Annotated in this window: 16 protein-coding genes; all 16 read left to right on the top strand. The window is 39.4% G+C overall.

Annotation, left to right across the window (positions count from 1 at the left end):
• Nucleotides 1-26: 26 nt before the first annotated feature.
• The 16 genes from JM64_RS00325 to JM64_RS00250 all read left to right on the top strand — a co-directional run bounded on the left by JM64_RS00325 (nucleotide 27) and on the right by JM64_RS00250 (nucleotide 15,994).
• Nucleotides 27-659, top strand: coding sequence for a cyclodeaminase/cyclohydrolase family protein (locus JM64_RS00325; RefSeq protein ID WP_014451951.1), 633 nt, complete (start codon nucleotides 27-29; stop codon nucleotides 657-659).
• Nucleotides 640-1,764 carry a tRNA guanosine(34) transglycosylase Tgt gene (gene tgt / locus JM64_RS00320; RefSeq protein WP_064011026.1) on the top strand — a complete coding sequence of 375 codons (1,125 nt, stop codon included), beginning with the start codon at nucleotides 640-642 and terminating at the stop codon, nucleotides 1,762-1,764. Before JM64_RS00325 ends, tgt begins: the two co-directional genes overlap by 20 nt.
• Nucleotides 1,739-2,512 (top strand): hypothetical protein, encoded by a 774-nt coding sequence (locus JM64_RS00315; RefSeq protein WP_064011025.1) that lies wholly within the window; start codon nucleotides 1,739-1,741, stop codon nucleotides 2,510-2,512. The genes tgt and JM64_RS00315 overlap by 26 nt, the downstream gene beginning before the upstream one ends.
• A 39-nt stretch (nucleotides 2,513-2,551) precedes the next feature.
• Complete coding sequence (pyrR, locus tag JM64_RS00310; RefSeq protein WP_064011024.1) at nucleotides 2,552-3,088, top strand: bifunctional pyr operon transcriptional regulator/uracil phosphoribosyltransferase PyrR; 537 nt, start codon at nucleotides 2,552-2,554, stop codon at nucleotides 3,086-3,088.
• A complete protein-coding gene (locus JM64_RS00305; protein ID WP_014451947.1) occupies nucleotides 3,085-3,759 on the top strand; it encodes a TIGR00266 family protein in 675 nt (224 codons plus the stop codon). The genes pyrR and JM64_RS00305 overlap by 4 nt, the downstream gene beginning before the upstream one ends.
• 37 nt (nucleotides 3,760-3,796) lie before the next feature.
• Complete coding sequence (gene glmM / locus JM64_RS00300; protein ID WP_014451946.1) at nucleotides 3,797-5,101, top strand: phosphoglucosamine mutase; 1,305 nt, start codon at nucleotides 3,797-3,799, stop codon at nucleotides 5,099-5,101.
• Nucleotides 5,098-5,406, top strand: coding sequence for a metal-sulfur cluster assembly factor (locus JM64_RS00295; protein WP_014451945.1), 309 nt, complete (start codon nucleotides 5,098-5,100; stop codon nucleotides 5,404-5,406). Before glmM ends, JM64_RS00295 begins: the two co-directional genes overlap by 4 nt.
• Before the next feature lie 57 nt (nucleotides 5,407-5,463).
• A complete protein-coding gene (gene prmC / locus JM64_RS00290; RefSeq protein WP_014451944.1) occupies nucleotides 5,464-6,282 on the top strand; it encodes a peptide chain release factor N(5)-glutamine methyltransferase in 819 nt (272 codons plus the stop codon).
• A 43-nt stretch (nucleotides 6,283-6,325) separates the two neighbouring features.
• The gene (rplI, locus tag JM64_RS00285) at nucleotides 6,326-6,778 is read left to right on the top strand and encodes a 50S ribosomal protein L9 (protein WP_014451943.1); all 453 of its coding nucleotides are present in this window, start codon (nucleotides 6,326-6,328) and stop codon (nucleotides 6,776-6,778) included.
• 36 nt (nucleotides 6,779-6,814) lie between these two features.
• Nucleotides 6,815-7,651: an MBL fold metallo-hydrolase gene (locus JM64_RS00280; protein WP_064011023.1), complete on the top strand. Its 837-nt coding sequence runs from the start codon at nucleotides 6,815-6,817 to the stop codon at nucleotides 7,649-7,651.
• Nucleotides 7,652-7,700: 49 nt separating this feature from the next.
• Nucleotides 7,701-8,894, top strand: coding sequence for a metallophosphoesterase (locus JM64_RS00275; RefSeq protein ID WP_082868217.1), 1,194 nt, complete (start codon nucleotides 7,701-7,703; stop codon nucleotides 8,892-8,894).
• Nucleotides 8,891-11,566, top strand: a complete 2,676-nt coding sequence (locus JM64_RS00270) for a CBS domain-containing protein (RefSeq protein ID WP_064011022.1) — start codon at nucleotides 8,891-8,893, stop codon at nucleotides 11,564-11,566. The genes JM64_RS00275 and JM64_RS00270 overlap by 4 nt, the downstream gene beginning before the upstream one ends.
• 46 nt (nucleotides 11,567-11,612) lie before the next feature.
• A complete protein-coding gene (locus JM64_RS00265) occupies nucleotides 11,613-13,256 on the top strand; it encodes a penicillin-binding transpeptidase domain-containing protein (RefSeq protein WP_064012428.1) in 1,644 nt (547 codons plus the stop codon).
• An 18-nt stretch (nucleotides 13,257-13,274) separates the two neighbouring features.
• Complete coding sequence (locus tag JM64_RS00260) at nucleotides 13,275-13,568, top strand: thioredoxin family protein (protein WP_064011021.1); 294 nt, start codon at nucleotides 13,275-13,277, stop codon at nucleotides 13,566-13,568.
• Between the two features lie 37 nt (nucleotides 13,569-13,605).
• On the top strand, nucleotides 13,606-14,112 hold the full coding sequence (locus tag JM64_RS00255) for a ferritin-like domain-containing protein (protein ID WP_064011020.1): 507 nt from the start codon (nucleotides 13,606-13,608) through the stop codon (nucleotides 14,110-14,112).
• A gap of 532 nt (nucleotides 14,113-14,644) precedes the next feature.
• Nucleotides 14,645-15,994, top strand: a complete 1,350-nt coding sequence (locus JM64_RS00250) for an MFS transporter (protein WP_064011019.1) — start codon at nucleotides 14,645-14,647, stop codon at nucleotides 15,992-15,994.
• Nucleotide 15,995 lies beyond the last annotated feature (1 nt).

Raw genomic sequence — 15,995 nt, 5'->3', positions numbered from 1 at the left:
CTATCAAAAAAGGAGGGGGCAAGGCTATGGATATTGATATCAGAAAATTAACAGTTGAGGAACTTTGTAATAAAGTGAAGGAAAAAAACCCTGTTCCTGGTGGCGGAGCAGTTGGTGCTGTTGTTGCTGCACTTGGAGCTGCACTAAATTCAATGGTTGCTAATCTTACACTCGGAAAGAAAAAATACGAAAATTACGAGGGGCTTATGCAAGAAGTATTGGAAAACATGGAGCTTGTTCTTGAGAAGACTCTGAGATTGGCTTCTGAAGATGTCAAAGCTTTTGATAAAGTTATGGAAGCTTACAAGTTACCGAAAGAGGACCCCGAGAGAGAATTAAAGATTCAAGAAGCCCTAAAAAAAGCTGTTGAAACACCTTTTGAACTCGTTGAGTGCGCAAGAGATATTCTAAAATACAGTGAAATTGTTGCAAAATGGGGTAACCAAAATGCGGTATCTGATGCGTACAGTGCTGCGGAATTAGCAAGGGCTGCATGTAAAATTGGTGAGTACAATGTAGTAATCAACCTTAAATCAATAACAGATGAAGAATTCAAAAACAAAGTACTTGATGAGATGTACGAAGTTATGGGAGAAGCAAAAGTTTACTACGAAAGAATACAGGAGTTGATAAAAGAAAATGGGTTCACTAAGATTTGAAGTTTTAAAAACTGTTGGTAACGCAAGACGTGGGAGGATGCACCTCCCACATGGTATTGTTGAAACACCTACATTCATGCCGGTTGGTACGAACGCAAATGTGAAGTTGGTAACCCCGCATATATTAAAAGAAAACAACGTTCAAATAATTCTCTCGAATGCATTTCACCTATATTTGAAACCAGGATTAGATGTCATCCGAGAATTTGGCGGACTTCACAACTTCATGAACTGGGACAGACCGATTTTAACCGATAGTGGTGGTTTTCAAGTATTCAGTCTCAAGAAGGGTCAGAAGATTACGGACGATGGCGTATGGATTATGTCTCCAATAGACGGTTCAAGGCATTATATAACCCCAGAGTTATCGATGGAGATACAAGCTACCCTTGGTTCTGATATTGTTATGGCATTTGATTATTGTGCTGACCCAAAGGATGGATACGATGAGGCAAAAAGGTCTGTTAAGCTTACAACAAAATGGGCTAAGCGAAGTTTGGAACATTTGAGACGGATTTCTCATCAAGCGATTTTTGGCATAATCCAAGGTGCTATTTACGAAGACCTCAGAGAGATGAGTTTGAAAGAGATTACCGAATTTGATTTCGATGGATTTGCTATAGGTGGGTTAAGTGTCGGTGAACCTCACGAAGTAACGTTAAAGATGGTTGAGTTTATAGGTCCAAGAATGCCTTCAGATAAACCCAGGTATTTCATGGGCGGTGGTTCTCCGGACTTGTTGGTTGACTTGGTAGCAAATGGCGTTGATATCTTTGACAGTGTCTTTCCAACACGAGTTGCTCGGCATGGACTTGCGGTTACTTGGAATGGAAAGTTCAATATCCGTTCAGCTAGATACAAATACGACAAAACGCCCATAGATGAAAACTGCACATGTTACACATGTCGTAATTTTTCGAAAGGATACATAAGGCATCTCTTTGACAGAGAAGAAGTATTGGGACAGATACTTCTAACAATCCACGATATACATTTCATGATGGAATTTGGAGAAAAGATGCGTGAAAGCATAGAAAACGGAACGTTTTACGAATTTCGAGAGAAGGTGAAGAAGGCGTATGAAAAGCAAGCTTCAGAAGGGTAAGTTTTACCAAAATGTGGTTGTTTTGTCTTTACTAATTTTAGCATCTATTGGATACTCGTACTTTAATGAAAATCCTGTCTATTTCTTATCTGGTAATAGCTCGTTTGCGTTTTCGGTCACAGTGCAGGAACATGCGAGTTGGAATTTAGGAGTTTTTTGGAGACAAATAGAGCGGACGCTTTTTGGAGAGCTTGGCTACACTACGGATTCAACCTATGCGACTGGTGTTGTCAATTACAGACTGGTGGATATTTCAAAATTCTATGCGCTGAATATTAAGTTCAAAATACTTCCACTCGATGCAAAAATGTTGAGTTTGGACGCAGGCGGATTAATCAAGGTGTCGGATTCTTCAATTCTAAGTTTTGCAGTATACAACTTGGTTCTCTATTCTGAAAAGCAAGAGAACTCTTTACCTAGTTTGGAGGCGGTCTTCAACCAGTCCGTAACAAATCAAACTGGCGTGAAGATTGGTGTCAGTAACATCGGGGTTGATTATTTGAGATTCACATTGGGCATAGCCATATCTAAAATAGCACCTTTCAACGAAATAATTTTTTCATACGTGCCAGTGTATTCATTGTCGGGTGGAACGCTATACCACAGTATCTATGGTAAGACTAATGTGATAGTTGATAACTACATATTTGAACTAAGCGGTTTTTACAACCTAAGCGAGAATATTTCAAATTACGAAGAACTGAAATCAAAATACGGACTGAAGATAACCTTTGCATTCAATATGTAAGACATAAGATAAATATGCAGATACGGGAAGTGAGAAAGCATGGTGAAAATACTCGGTGAAGATGATATAAGAAGGTCGTTGATGCGTATATCACACGAGATTTTGGAAAAGAACAAAGGTGCCGAAGATTTGGTCATTATAGGTATCATCACACGCGGATGGTATCTTGCTAAGAGGATAGCTAAAAATATATCGATGATAGAAGGTGCGGAATTACCTGTTGGAGCATTAGATGTTGCACCGTTTAGAGATGATGAAAAGAGAACTTCAAAGGAAGAAGATAAGAGTATCATAAATTTCAGTTTGCAAGGCAAAAAGGTAGTTCTTGTTGATGATGTCCTTTTTACAGGTAGAACGGTTAGGGCGGCAATGGATGCTATTATCTCGCGTGGTAGACCAAAATCCATTCAGCTTGCTGTACTTATCGATAGAGGACATAGGGAGTTTCCAATACGACCAGATTACGTAGGTAAGAATATTCCAAGTTCAAAAGAATTGGAAATTGTCAAAGTCAGGTTGAAAGAGGTTGATGGTGAAGACGGCGTTTATATATTGAAAGTGGGGGAAGATGTATGAGAGGCGAGATAGAATTTAGAGGTAGTTATGCACTCTTGAAAGTATATCTTGGACCTGGTGAACGAGTAAAGGTAGAACCTGGTGCGATGGTTTATATGAAGGGCCCTGTTAATGTTGAAACGTCGACAGGTGGTGTTTGGAAAGCTTTGAAACGAGCTGTTCTTGGTGGGGAAAGCTTTTTCATGAACACGTATTATTCATCCGGTGACGGAGAAATTGGTATAGCTCCAGAATTGCCTGGTGATATAGAGACCGTTCATGTGAATGGTACATTATTTGTTCAGTCAACATCATTTTTGGCTTGTGATGCTCAGGTGGATTTAGATGTTTCATTCGGAGGTTTTAAATCCTTCTTTGCAGGTGAAGGAATATTCTTGCTTAAGCTTCAAGGATACGGTGATGCTGCCATTTCTTCCTTTGGGGCTATCAAGATACTAGAATTGCAAGTTGGGGAAAAGATAACAATTGATACGGGACACGTCGTAGCCTTTGATGGGAGTGTTAACTACAGTGTTAGAACTTTTGGCGGGATAAAGTCTACACTTTTTGGTGGTGAAGGTCTTGTCTGCGATTTTACAGGACCTGGGAGAATATATGTTCAAACAAGAAATTATCCTGCGTTTGTAGAATGGATAAAATCACTAGTTCCTCGCGAGACTGGAAGTAGGTGATACAACAAATGAAAATATGTTCAAGGGAGGACTTCTTATGAAACTGTTTGGGACAGATGGAATAAGGGGAGTTGTTAACGAGGAGCTTACTCCGGAAATAGCGTTCAGGTTGGGGAATGCGCTTGGAAAATACGTTAGCAACAGGATATTTATAGCCAAAGATACAAGGGCAAGTGGGGATATGTTGGAAGCAGCTATTATAGCTGGTGCGACGGCTGCAGGTGCAACAGTTTACCGGTGTGGTGTGCTTCCAACTCCTGCACTGGCGATTATAACCAAACTCGAGGATGCCGTAGGGGTAATGATTTCTGCTTCACACAATCCTCCTGAATTCAATGGATTAAAGGTTATCTCGAAAGGTTTTAAGTTGCCAGATGAGGTAGAGGACAATTTGGAAAAACGGATGAAAGAGCTTCATTATGTTTCTTACAGTGAGATAGGTTGCGTAGTTGACTACAAGCTTGCTTTTGAGGAATATGCAAACTACGTTATTCAACAATTCCCAAATTTAGATTTGTCAGGTTTGAAGATATTGGTTGATGCCGGAAATGGAGCAGCGTATGAAACAACACCTTATGTTTTAAAACAACTCGGAGCAAAAGTAGAAGTGATTAATAATAATCCGGATGGTTATAATATAAACGTAGATTGCGGTTCTACAAACCCGGAACAAGCCATGAAACGGATGACCAATCACAATCTTGCGATACTCCACGATGGGGATGCTGACAGGTGTATCTTGTTAGATGAGAGAAAACAGGAAGTCCATGGGGATAAGATAATGGGAATGTGCGCAGTTCAAATGAAAAACGAAGGTCGATTGAAAAACGACATCGTTGTAGGAACTGTACTTTCCAATATGGGACTCGAGGTCTTCCTTAGAAAACACGGCGTTAAGCTTCTGAGAGCTAAGGTTGGGGACAGATACGTCCTTGAACAAATGCTTGAGCATGGAGCAAATCTTGGTGGTGAAAGAAGCGGGCACATAATCTTCTTGGATAAGTCTACGACAGGTGACGGGTTAATAACTGCGTTGGAGACGATAAGAACTATGGTTTTAAGTGGTAAGGAGCTTTCGGAATTAGCTGATGAGGTTCCAGATTATCCACAAGTAATGCTTAATATCAAATGCAAAAACAAACTCGTCGTGGAACACAAGGATGTGAAAGAACTTATTGAAAAATACAAGCGAGAGGATACCGATATAATTGTCAGACCTTCTGGGACAGAACCACTTGTCAGAGTCTTTGTCCAGGGACCGGACGAAGAATATATCAACAACGTGGCATATGAGATAGCTGGAAAGATAGAGGAACTTGTGAAAGGAGAGGAAAACGCATGACAAAAGAAGAATTGAAAACAGCGGTGTGGAACAAGCTTAAAGAGGTCATTGATTGGGAAATAGGACTTGACGTAGTAACACTTGGTCTTGTTTACGATATCCAGGTCGATGACCAAAACAACGTCAAAGTGCTTATGACGATGACAACCCCTATGTGTCCACTTGCTGGTGGGATTATGAGCGATGCAGAGATGAAAATAAGAACAATCGAAGGCGTGAACAATGTTGAAGTCGAGTTAACATTTGACCCACCATGGACACCAGATAGGATAGACCCTATCATACGAAAACAACTCGGGATTTAGTAAAGCACGCCGTAGACCTGTATTCAAATTCAGAATTTCAAGTGTTGAGAAGTCCCTATGAAATTTTCTCAAATCGTGCAGGCTTACAAAGACAAAGGGCTTCCCGAGCGGGAGGCTCTTCTTTTGATTGCAAAAGTGCTAGGAAAGAAAAAAGAATACGTAATTGCACATTTCTATGACGAATGTCCAGAGGAGTTCCTTGAGTCTGTAATAACACTGTTTGAAAAGCGACTCACAGGATACCCACTCCAATATATCATAGGAGAAGTCGAGTTCTACGGTAGGACTTTCTACATAGAAGAAGGCGTTCTCATTCCCAGGTGGGAAACGGAAGGGCTTGTTGAGTTGAGTTTGGAATACATAAGAAAGTACAAGCTGAGAAAAGTTTTGGATATCGGAGTTGGGAGTGGAGTTATTGCGATAACGATAGCCTTAGAATGCACTAATGACAAAGAGCTTTCCGCACTAGGAGTGGAGGTTTTTGGAACAGATGTAAACGAAAAGGCTATAGCGTTGGCAAGGAAGAATGCAATGCGATACTCAATAAAATGCGATTTTAGATTAGGGGAATACGCAGAACCTTTCAAGGATGATTGGGATAGTATAGATATTATAGTTTCCAATCCACCATATGTGAGAAAAGGTACGCAACTTCAAAAAGAACTTGAATTTGAGCCACAAGAAGCACTTTTCGGTGGTGAAGATGGATTGGAGTTTTACAAAGAATTCTTCAAACGTTACGAAACCTCAGGTAAAATTGTTATAATGGAGATAGGTGAAGACCAAGGCGAGAAGTTGAAAGCACTAACAGGTGGTGAGGTGTTGAAAGACCTCGCAGGGAAAGATAGGTATTTGATAGTGAACAAGAGGGGTTAAGCAAGGTAAGTGACAAGACTAGAAAAAAGGAGGTAAATCGTGTATGAAAATTGTTCTAATGCAGGATGTTCCCAAACTTGGCAAGAAGGGACAAATTGTCAATGTCTCTGATGGATATGCAAGGAACTTCCTTATCCCAAAAGGTTTAGCTAAAGAAGCTACACCAGAGGTTATTAAGGAGTTGGAAAGGCAAAAAGAAGAGGAGAGAAAAAGACAAGAAGAACAAAGAAAGGCAAGTGAAGAACTGCTTTCCGAACTTCAAAAGCATGTTTTCAAAATCAAAGTAAAAGCTGGAGAAGGTGGCAAATTATTTGGCTCACTGACCAATTCAAACATCGCAGAAGAGATAGAAAAGGTGTTAGGAAAGGAATTTGATAAAAGATGGATATCTCTTGAATCTAATATAAAAAGCGTGGGGCTTTATGACGTAGTCGTTAAACTACCAGGCGGTGTTTCTGGAAAGATAAAGGTGGAGGTAGTAAAGAGCGAAGATTAAGAAAGCTCATGCAAAAAGGAGTTGAAGAGTCGAAATATGAATATAATAGCTTTTTCCAAGGCACTCTATTCCACGTGGATTTATTATTCACCTGAGCGCATTCTTTTCGATGCTGGTGAAGGCGTCGCAACGATGCTAACAAACAAAATTTATGCGGTTAGACACGTGTTTTTAACGCATGGACACGTCGACCATATAGCAGGCTTATGGTCAATAATCAATACCAGAAACAACGCAATGGGAGATAGAGAAAAACCTCTGACCGTTTATTATCCTTCTGGTAACAAGGGAATTGAATTATATGCGGACTTCCTTAGGAAAGCAAATAGCGAGCTACGGTTCAAACTTGATTTTGTCCCATTGAAAGATGGAGAAAAGGTGTTTTTGAGAAATTCGACAACAACTAATCGTTACATAAAACCATTCAGTGTCGTTCATACCTACAGTGAAACAGCTTTTGGATATCACCTAATCGAAGTCCGCAGGAGATTGAAGGAAGAATACAGAAACCTTCCGAAAGAAGAAATAACAAGGCTTGTAAAATCATACGGAAGCGAGAGTGTAACGGAAACTTATGAAAAGAAAATTCTCACCATATCTGGTGACACCATTTTACTAAAAAAGGAAGATGTAGCAGATACAGAAATTCTCTTTCATGAGTGTACCTTTTTGAAAAAAGAAGATAGGAAATTCAACAACCATGCCTCTTTGGACGAAGTGATAGAGCTCGTTCAAGATGCAAACGTTCAAACACTCATTTTGTATCACATATCCTCAAGGTACATAAGGAGCATAGAAAAGGTCATTAGGAAAATGCAAATTCCCGGCACAAAGATTTTGTATGTTCATCCTGAAAGAGTGTTTGAGTTTTGAAAAATACACGTGGTGAGTCTTCAAGTGTAAAAGGGGTTGAGGCTGAGCGTTGAGAAACATAATATTCATAAGTGACTTACACATCGGTGATGGGAATAGTAAAGATGATTTCAGCCAAGATGAGCTTTTCAACAATTTCATAAACGAGTGGAATGATTTGGAAAACCCAGAGCTTGTAATCGTAGGTGACGGATTTGAAATTCTCGAATCCGAAATAGTTCGTCATGCAGGTTTAAAACCGTTCTGGGAGATTGTTCATTCACTCGACGGGAAGCTCATAACACTTATAGAACGTGCTCATCCAAAGGTATTCGAAGCCCTATCAAAATTCAAGGGGAAGATTAAATACGTAATTGGTAACCATGATTATTATATTTTGAAAAACCAAAAATTGCAAGAAAACTTGAAAGAACGAATAAAGAATTTGGAAATCGTTCCGTATTACTATGATGAACAAACACACATCCTGGCAGTTCACGGTAACCAATTCGATGCTATCAACAGGTTTTTGGAAGTAAACGGCGAGATAATACCACCGCTTGGGGATTTTATATCAAGGTATATGATGGTAAACTTCGACGATGTCTTGAAAGAATACTTACCTGACGATGTGGTTAGTGATTACGATAATGTTAGACCTACCCTTGACGTTTTCCAATGGCTCGAACAAATCTCAAAGGTGTATGAGACGAGTGTTGACTTGCTTAAATTGTGGATAGACAATTTTATAACAATGATGCGTGAGGAAGAAGCTAAATACTGGATGAAAAAGAATTATCCGTTCTTGAGTAAGTTATCGATACTCTTTTTGAACAAAATTGGTGGTATAAAACTGGGCGAACTATTAGTACGTGCTGTTATGAAGACCAGAAACTTAAAGAAAACCGATTATCTAAAAAAGGCGGCAGTTAAGATATTTGAAGAACCAGGATGGCTTTTCAGGAATATGGATGGGTATTTGGATAAAGGTAACGCAATTGGGACTCAATACCTTAAAGATATACAAGGAATTGTTATGGGACATAACCATAAGCCAGGTTTTGAGCTGATTAAGATAAAAAATGATGTGAAATTCTATGTTAACTGTGGTTCTTGGAAACCAGTAGTTGAGAGAAAATCAAGGAATATCTTTCAAAGATACTTTGAGATATTTTACGCCATAGCACGTGTTGAAAATTCTGGAGAAATAGAGATTATTACAGGCTCTGTTAACAAGCTTAGGAAAAAGGAAGTGATTAGTTGAAGGTTATAACCACCCACAATAATCCTGATTTCGATGGTTTTGCTTCTTGCGTGGGAATGAAAAAACTCCATCCCGATTTTGAAATTGTCATCTCAGGGGTTCCAATGCAAAATCTCAAAGAATACCTCCGATTGTACGAGGATGCGTTCCCTTATTTAACAAGTGAGCAAATTGCGAAAGTTGAGGAGGGAATAGAAGAGTTAATTATCGTCGATACTCCTGGACTGGAGAGAATTGGTGATGAGATAAAAAGAAAACTTAAGCCTGGTGCCAAAATAACGATAGTTGACCACCACCCGGATATCAGAAGTGATGAAGATTCAGAAAGCACAGTTAATAATGCAGCTTACAACGTCACCAAAATTATCCAGCAGTCAGGTGCGGCTACAAGTATAGTAACAAAAATGATGAAGGAACGTGGAATCAAACCAAATAAAATGGAGTCAACGTTACTTGGAATCGGTATATACGAGGACACGGGTAGCTTGTTATTTTCAAGTACTACTTTAGATGATATTGATGCGATAAGGTATTTATTCGAACATGGGTTGGAAGTAGAGATAGTAGCCGAATACGTGAAATTCGACCTGACAATTGACCAGAAGTTACTGCTCCAAAATCTTCTGCAGAATACACAAGTTTATACAATTGACAATCATGTAATCACAATCACGTATGCAGAAACCGAAAAATTCATAGGTGGGCTTTCAGCAGTCGTTGCAAAATACTGGTATGCACAAGAACCAGAAACACTCATCACTGTGGTGAGAATGGGTAAGAAAGTCTTTATTGTAGGAAGGACGAAATCACCTGACGTGGACATAAGAGGATTGGTAAGTGAGTTTGGAGGCGGTGGGCACAGGCAAGCAGCTTCCGCTACTCTTTCGATGGTGGCCGTTGAAGAGGTTATACACAAAGTGTTGAGCCTGCTTCCAAAGTATATTTCCTCAGGCCTCAAGGCAAAAGATATAATGTCTTCTCCTGTTAGAACAGCTTTGGCTTTTGAGACTATAGAACAGGTGAATAAAATAATGGAAGTAACAGGTCATAATGGCATACCGATTGTTGAAGGAGACCGACTTGTTGGAATCGTAACTAAAAAAACAATAGAAAAGGCAATTAACCATGGTCTAGGTAAAAGACCCGTAAAATCGGTGATGACTTCGAAACTTATCACGGCAAAAACAGATACACCCGTGAGTACTCTAAAAAAACTCATGATTGAACACGATGTTGGAAGAATTCCGATTTTGGATGAAAACAATATACTCGTTGGAATAGTTACAAGGTCCGATATCATAAGGGCAAGTCAAAAACAGCTTGTGCAAACGTCTCAAGAACACGAACCCAGCTTTAATTTCAAAAACATTACCGAGATTATCTATGAAAGACTCGATAGAAGGATTATCAATTTATTAAGACTCATCGGTGTGTACGGAAATGAAATAAAAATGCCTGTTTACGTGGTTGGAGGATTTGTTAGGGATTTGCTTTTGAATATTCCAAACTACGACATCGACGTAGTAGTGGAAGGGAACGGAATAGAATTTGCAAAGTACGTTGGGAAGCAGCTCGACGCGATTGTTGTTCCGTACGAGAAATTTTACACAGCAACGCTTGTTTTCAAAGATGGGTTCAAAATAGACGTAGCTACAGCTCGAACAGAATACTATGAGAAACCTGGAGAATTACCACAAGTTGATGTGAGCACGATAAAGAAAGACCTTTACAGAAGAGATTTCACGATAAATGCGATGGCTATAAAATTAAATCCTAATGAGTTCGGTGTACTTTATGACTTCTTCAACTGTCAGAAGGACTTGGAAGAAGGCATCATTAGAATTTTGCACAACCTTAGCTTCATCGAAGATCCAACACGGATGATTCGAGCTGTTAGATTTGAATCAAGGTACAACTTCAAAATAGAAGAGCATACGCTCGAGATTTTGAAAAGAAACTTAGAAGCAAATTACTTAGAAAGGGTATCTGGTGCAAGGATAAGACAGGAGATAGAGAAAATATTGGAAGAAAGGCAGCCTTTAATTGCGATAAGGCGCTTGGCAGAACTTGGCATTTTGAAACATATCTTTCCAAAAACGTACTACACACCCACGATGGACGAGAAGTTGGAAAGAGTTTTCAGATTTTTGCCGTTGGTTAAGCAGAGGTATCAGAATATAAGCGATTTCTATGCGATATCAACTGTGCTCTTGGAATTTTACGACAAGGAAACGTTAGATTTTATGAGAAATCGTTACGGATATCCAAAGAAGTTCATAGAGAGTCTGAAATTCACTGAGAATATGATGTTACCACTGAAATCAATGATTGAATCCCAACTGAGTTTTTCAGATATTTACAAGGTAATTGGCAAGGGCAATCCTTATATATTTATCCATCTTTCGGCATACTTAGACGACGAAGGTCAACAATACCTTCTAAGGTACATCGATGCCATTCTCAATACGAAACTCGAAAAAGTCACCGGAAAATACGTTATGGAGAAATTCAACCTTAAATCAGGTCCGGTTATAAACGAAATTCTTGAAACGTTATATGCGATGAAATTGGATAACCCAAATCTTGATGAAATTTTGACTGTTGAAAAGATATTCGAAGAAACTCAAAATAAAATAAATAAAGCAGAAGTTTCTGAAAATACGAATCGATAAAGGTTACCTTAATTGATGCGGGTGATTACCAATGGCTGGGAGCTCGATGAGGCGATATATACCGTTCTTCATATTCTTTATCATGTTTTTCTACATAATTTTTGGGCTTGTGAAAGTTCAAATAATAGACCAGCCGAAACACGTAGCACTCTTGAACTCCCTACTTGCTCGAAGCTTTTACAACAGAGGACTTCGCGGGACGATATATTCCTCAGATGGGGTCAAACTTGCTTGGAGTGAAAGGATACCAACACTTGTTTTGAAGAAATACACAGAGGAAGATGAGAAACAACTGAGAAAGTACATCGACGACTCTCAAATTGCTGTTTTAAAAAACAGTGGTAGTGTAGAAATTACATGGGAACAAGCGTTTATTTTGCAAAGCAAAGGCTATCAAATAATTCCTGTTGAAAAACGCAAATCATACGGGTTTCTTTATCACATCGTTGGTAGTGTAAATAAGGATGGCGAAGGTATTGCGGGACTTGAGTATGTTTATAATGATGTACTCAAAGGTAAATTGTCAGTATCATACGGTATTAGGTCACCGGGTGGAAAGTATAGCCAAAACATCTTAGAGAATCTTGGAGAAAATGGTCTGGACCTCCAGACTACAATCAATTTTAAGCTTCAGAAGTATGCATATGACTTACTTACGGGACTTGCTACACCCTCTGTTATCATAGTAAGTGATGTCCGAACAGGTGATATTCTTGCAATGGTTTCCTATCCTTCACCGGATGTGGACTTAAACGAGGTTGATACACTTACATGGGAGAAACTGGTTAGTGACCCACTCAACCCCTTGCTTAACAGAGCCATATCAAACGTTTATCCCCCCGGTTCTACTTTTAAGGTAATTACGGCCATTGCTCAGATGCTTTATGGTCATCCATCTACACTTTCTTGTGGGGGAGTTTTTCACTACAGAGATTCAAAAGGAAGGATTACCGCAAGCTATAAAGATTGGCTTACCACAGGGCATGGTGTTGTAGATTTAAGAAAAGCAATACGTGTGTCCTGTAATGTGTATTTCTATAATGCAGCTCTAGATGTTGGGATTGATAAGCTTGTTAGTGTTTCAAGGACATTTTACCTTGACCAGAGAACTGGTATCAGTTTACCAGGAGAAGTTGCCGGGACTCTACCATCACCCGAGTGGAAATTAAAAAAATTCGGTGAAAAATGGTACCCTGGTGACACAGTTCTTTTTGGGATTGGCCAAGGTTTTCTTGATTTTACCCCCATTCAAATTCTCAGTCTTTACAACACAATAGCTAACAAAGGCATGTTTGTCAAACCAAGGCTGGTTTTGAACGAGGAAGTTTCAACTAAGAAAGTAGCACTAAATATTCCTGAATCTGTGTGGGATGCATTAATAGACGGATTAGAACAGGTAACAACTATTCAAGGACCGGCCACCAGTGGTGGAACAGCTGCGAAAAGTTTCAGAGATTTTAAAATCACCGTTGCAGGTAAAACAGGTACAGCCCAAACGCACAGCGGTCCTCCTCATGCTTGGTTTGTAGGGTTTGCACCTTCCAGAAATCCAAAGTATTCTGTTGTTGTGCTGATAGAAAATGGAGAAAGTGGTGGACATAATGCAGCACCGGTGGCTCGTAAAGTATTTGACTTTATGCTGGAAAATGGTTTCTTTGATGAAGAAAAAAACGAAAAACAGGAAAAGTAGGAGGGAAATCTAAAGGTTATGAAAATAAGAGCATGGTATTTCAAAAACGATAAATGTGGTGTATGTGTTGCTTTTTTACCAAAAATGAAGAGAATAGCCGGGGACTACAATCTTGATCTGGAAGTTGTAGATGTGATTGAAAACCCCGAGATAGCTGGTCAGAACATGGTTTTCACAGTGCCAACAATAATATTCGTGGACAGTGAGGGAAATGAGTTGAAAAGATTTGCAAGAAACTTTTCTGAATTTGAAATAAGAGAACACATTCAAAGGATGTATGATATACTTGGTATAGAAGTAGATGAGAAGTAAAACACAACTTATCACTCTTCACAAGGGGGTGTGGTTTATGGAGAAAGTGGTAGGTATCTTGAGATTTGCATTGATGCGAGAAATCGAAGGAAGAGAATTTTACAAAGAAAAGGCGAAAAAGGTATCAAGTAAAGAAATCAAAGACCTTCTGGAAGGACTTGCGTACATGGAGGAGGACCATGTCAGGTTTATTGAGAATTTAATGAAGAAAGTAGAAAACAATGTAGAAGTGACTCTTGACGATGCACAACAAGCAATAGTTCGAACAGACTTCTTTGAAGGAAGAGAAAAATCAGAGATGGTGAATGGCTCATTAGACCAGTTGGCAAATGACCTTGCGATATTGAGAATGGCTTACCTTATTGAAGAAGACTTTGAGAAATTTTACAAAGAGAGCGCAGAGAAAGTATCAGACCCTGAAATGAAAAAGATTTTGAATTTACTTGGAACTTGGGAAAACGGTCACAAAAAAGCTTTAGAAGAAGCTTACGAGGAAGCGAAAAGAAGTTATTGGAACCAGCAAGGTTTTGAACCTCTCTTCTAATTTAAAAAATGAAAAAATGACTCTCGAACAAGAGGCTCAGGTTATCCTGAGCCTCTTGTTTGTGCACTCAGCATGAGCGATAGCTCGGCAGTGAAAGTTTTGTTATGGGCTTGGTAGTGGGAACGTAAAATGTGGCGAGTACATAGGATGAAAGCGGTCGTTCTTACCCCCAGGACGGATACACCTATTGGTAACCCACTCAGTGATGGGTAGCTGAACAGAATGCCATCAACGACAGTTCCAGAAACACAAGCCAGTGCGCAATAGCGCAAGTCAACTAAAGAACCGCTGTATACCGGACGGTACGTACGGTGGTGTGAAAGAATGCTGGGTAAACTAACTAATTACCCAACTTCTACTCTATTTAAACGAGTATATTAGACGTTTAAAGGTTTTGAATTTGTCCTATTGGAATTGAATGTTCTTTTGATTTTAAAATCTGGATTATGATATAATACTATCGAATCTTTTGAGGTCTTTGTTTTTACTCTTCAGAAGCTGATATAAATGCATAATATATGGGGGGAAACTTATGGAGGAGGTTTTGAAAGAGAGAAGAAGGATAGTACTTTTTCTTTTTTTATTGCTTGTGATACTGAATGCTGACCAGATGGTCATGAGCCCTGTGATTGGGATGATAGAAAAAGAATTCAATATCACAGATTCTCACATAGGTCTTATCGGTGGAGTTTTCAGCATAGTTGGTGCTTTGATTAGTCTTATATGGGGTTATCTTACAGACAAATACAGCAGGAAATGGCTCTTGGTTTCTTCCATACTTGTAGGAGAGATTCCCTGTCTTTTGACTGCTATTTCAGGTTCTTACGGTGAATTTTTCTTTTGGAGAGTGCTAACTGGAATTGGGATTGGAGCTTCGTTCCCTATATCTTACTCACTTGTTGGAGACCTTTTTAGCCATAAAGAAAGAGGTAAAGTGGTATCTATATTGGGCCTTGCTGCAACCGTTGGTAGCATAATTGGAATGCTAGTTGCGGGTTACACGGCTAATATTTTTGGTTGGAGGATACCTTTCATCCTCGTATCTGCACCAAATCTTCTTTTAATACCTTTGATAATCAACGTCCTTGAAGAACCAAGACGTGGAGCAAGTGAAGAAGGTTTTTCTGAAGCTGGTGTGGAGTATTCGTACGTGACAAAGCTCTCAGATTACGCGCAGTTGGTCAGGGTGAAAACCAATTTACTCCTGTTTTTGCAAGGTATTGCTGGAACGATACCATGGGGCGCAATTCCATATTTTATGATAGAGTTCTTTAGGCGGGAAAAATCTATGGACTTGAATCAAGCTACTACAATGTTTCTGCTCTTTGCTTTAGGTAGTATTGTTGGAAATATCGTAGGTGGCTTTACCGGTGAGAAAATATATAGACGTTCAAAAAAAATGGTTCCATTCGTATCTGCAATTACAACCATATTAGGAGTTTTCCTAACTGTGAGTGTCTTCAGATATCCTTACACCTCCGGTGTATCTAACGGAGCGTTAGGGTTTTTAACTTTCGGGATGTTAGGATTTATCGCAGCTGCTATGGATTCATACACTGGACCTAACGTGAAAATGATGTTACTAAACGTAAATGAACCAAAAGACAGAGGACGTATCTTCTCAATCTTTAACCTTACCGACTCGGTGGGAACTGGAATTGGCAGGTTTGTTGGAGGTTCCTTGTCCGTAGCGTTAGGAACGCTTGGAGCAGCTTTGGAAGTTACAGCGTATTTTTGGCTCGCCTGTGGATTTTTGCTCATGCTCTCAGCATGGTATTTTGAAATAGAAGTTGAGGCTCTTAACAAAAAGATGAGGGCACTTGCCATGGAAAGAGCTAATCAGGTAGTTAATGCGCAGGCAGGGGATGAACAAAGAGAGTAAT

The organism is Fervidobacterium pennivorans, assembly GCF_001644665.1.
Lineage (GTDB): Bacteria > Thermotogota > Thermotogae > Thermotogales > Fervidobacteriaceae > Fervidobacterium > Fervidobacterium ngatamarikiense.
The sequence above is the reverse complement of the archived record's forward strand: the minus strand, read 5'-3'. Positions and strand labels throughout refer to the sequence as shown.

Excerpts from the sequence above, each read along its gene's own strand:
- JM64_RS00315 (WP_064011025.1), top strand. The coding sequence starts at position 1,739 with ATGAAAAGCAAGCTTCAGAAGGGTAAGTTTTACCAAAATGTGGTTGTT.
- rplI (WP_014451943.1), top strand. The coding sequence starts at position 6,326 with ATGAAAATTGTTCTAATGCAGGATGTTCCCAAACTTGGCAAGAAGGGA.
- JM64_RS00260 (WP_064011021.1), top strand. The coding sequence starts at position 13,275 with ATGAAAATAAGAGCATGGTATTTCAAAAACGATAAATGTGGTGTATGT.
- JM64_RS00250 (WP_064011019.1), top strand. The coding sequence starts at position 14,645 with ATGGAGGAGGTTTTGAAAGAGAGAAGAAGGATAGTACTTTTTCTTTTT.
- JM64_RS00255 (WP_064011020.1), top strand. The coding sequence starts at position 13,606 with ATGGAGAAAGTGGTAGGTATCTTGAGATTTGCATTGATGCGAGAAATC.
- JM64_RS00305 (WP_014451947.1), top strand. The coding sequence starts at position 3,085 with ATGAGAGGCGAGATAGAATTTAGAGGTAGTTATGCACTCTTGAAAGTA.
- JM64_RS00295 (WP_014451945.1), top strand. The coding sequence starts at position 5,098 with ATGACAAAAGAAGAATTGAAAACAGCGGTGTGGAACAAGCTTAAAGAG.
- JM64_RS00325 (WP_014451951.1), top strand. The coding sequence starts at position 27 with ATGGATATTGATATCAGAAAATTAACAGTTGAGGAACTTTGTAATAAA.
- tgt (WP_064011026.1), top strand. The coding sequence starts at position 640 with ATGGGTTCACTAAGATTTGAAGTTTTAAAAACTGTTGGTAACGCAAGA.
- prmC (WP_014451944.1), top strand. The coding sequence starts at position 5,464 with ATGAAATTTTCTCAAATCGTGCAGGCTTACAAAGACAAAGGGCTTCCC.
- pyrR (WP_064011024.1), top strand. The coding sequence starts at position 2,552 with ATGGTGAAAATACTCGGTGAAGATGATATAAGAAGGTCGTTGATGCGT.
- JM64_RS00280 (WP_064011023.1), top strand. The coding sequence starts at position 6,815 with ATGAATATAATAGCTTTTTCCAAGGCACTCTATTCCACGTGGATTTAT.
- JM64_RS00265 (WP_064012428.1), top strand. The coding sequence starts at position 11,613 with ATGAGGCGATATATACCGTTCTTCATATTCTTTATCATGTTTTTCTAC.
- glmM (WP_014451946.1), top strand. The coding sequence starts at position 3,797 with ATGAAACTGTTTGGGACAGATGGAATAAGGGGAGTTGTTAACGAGGAG.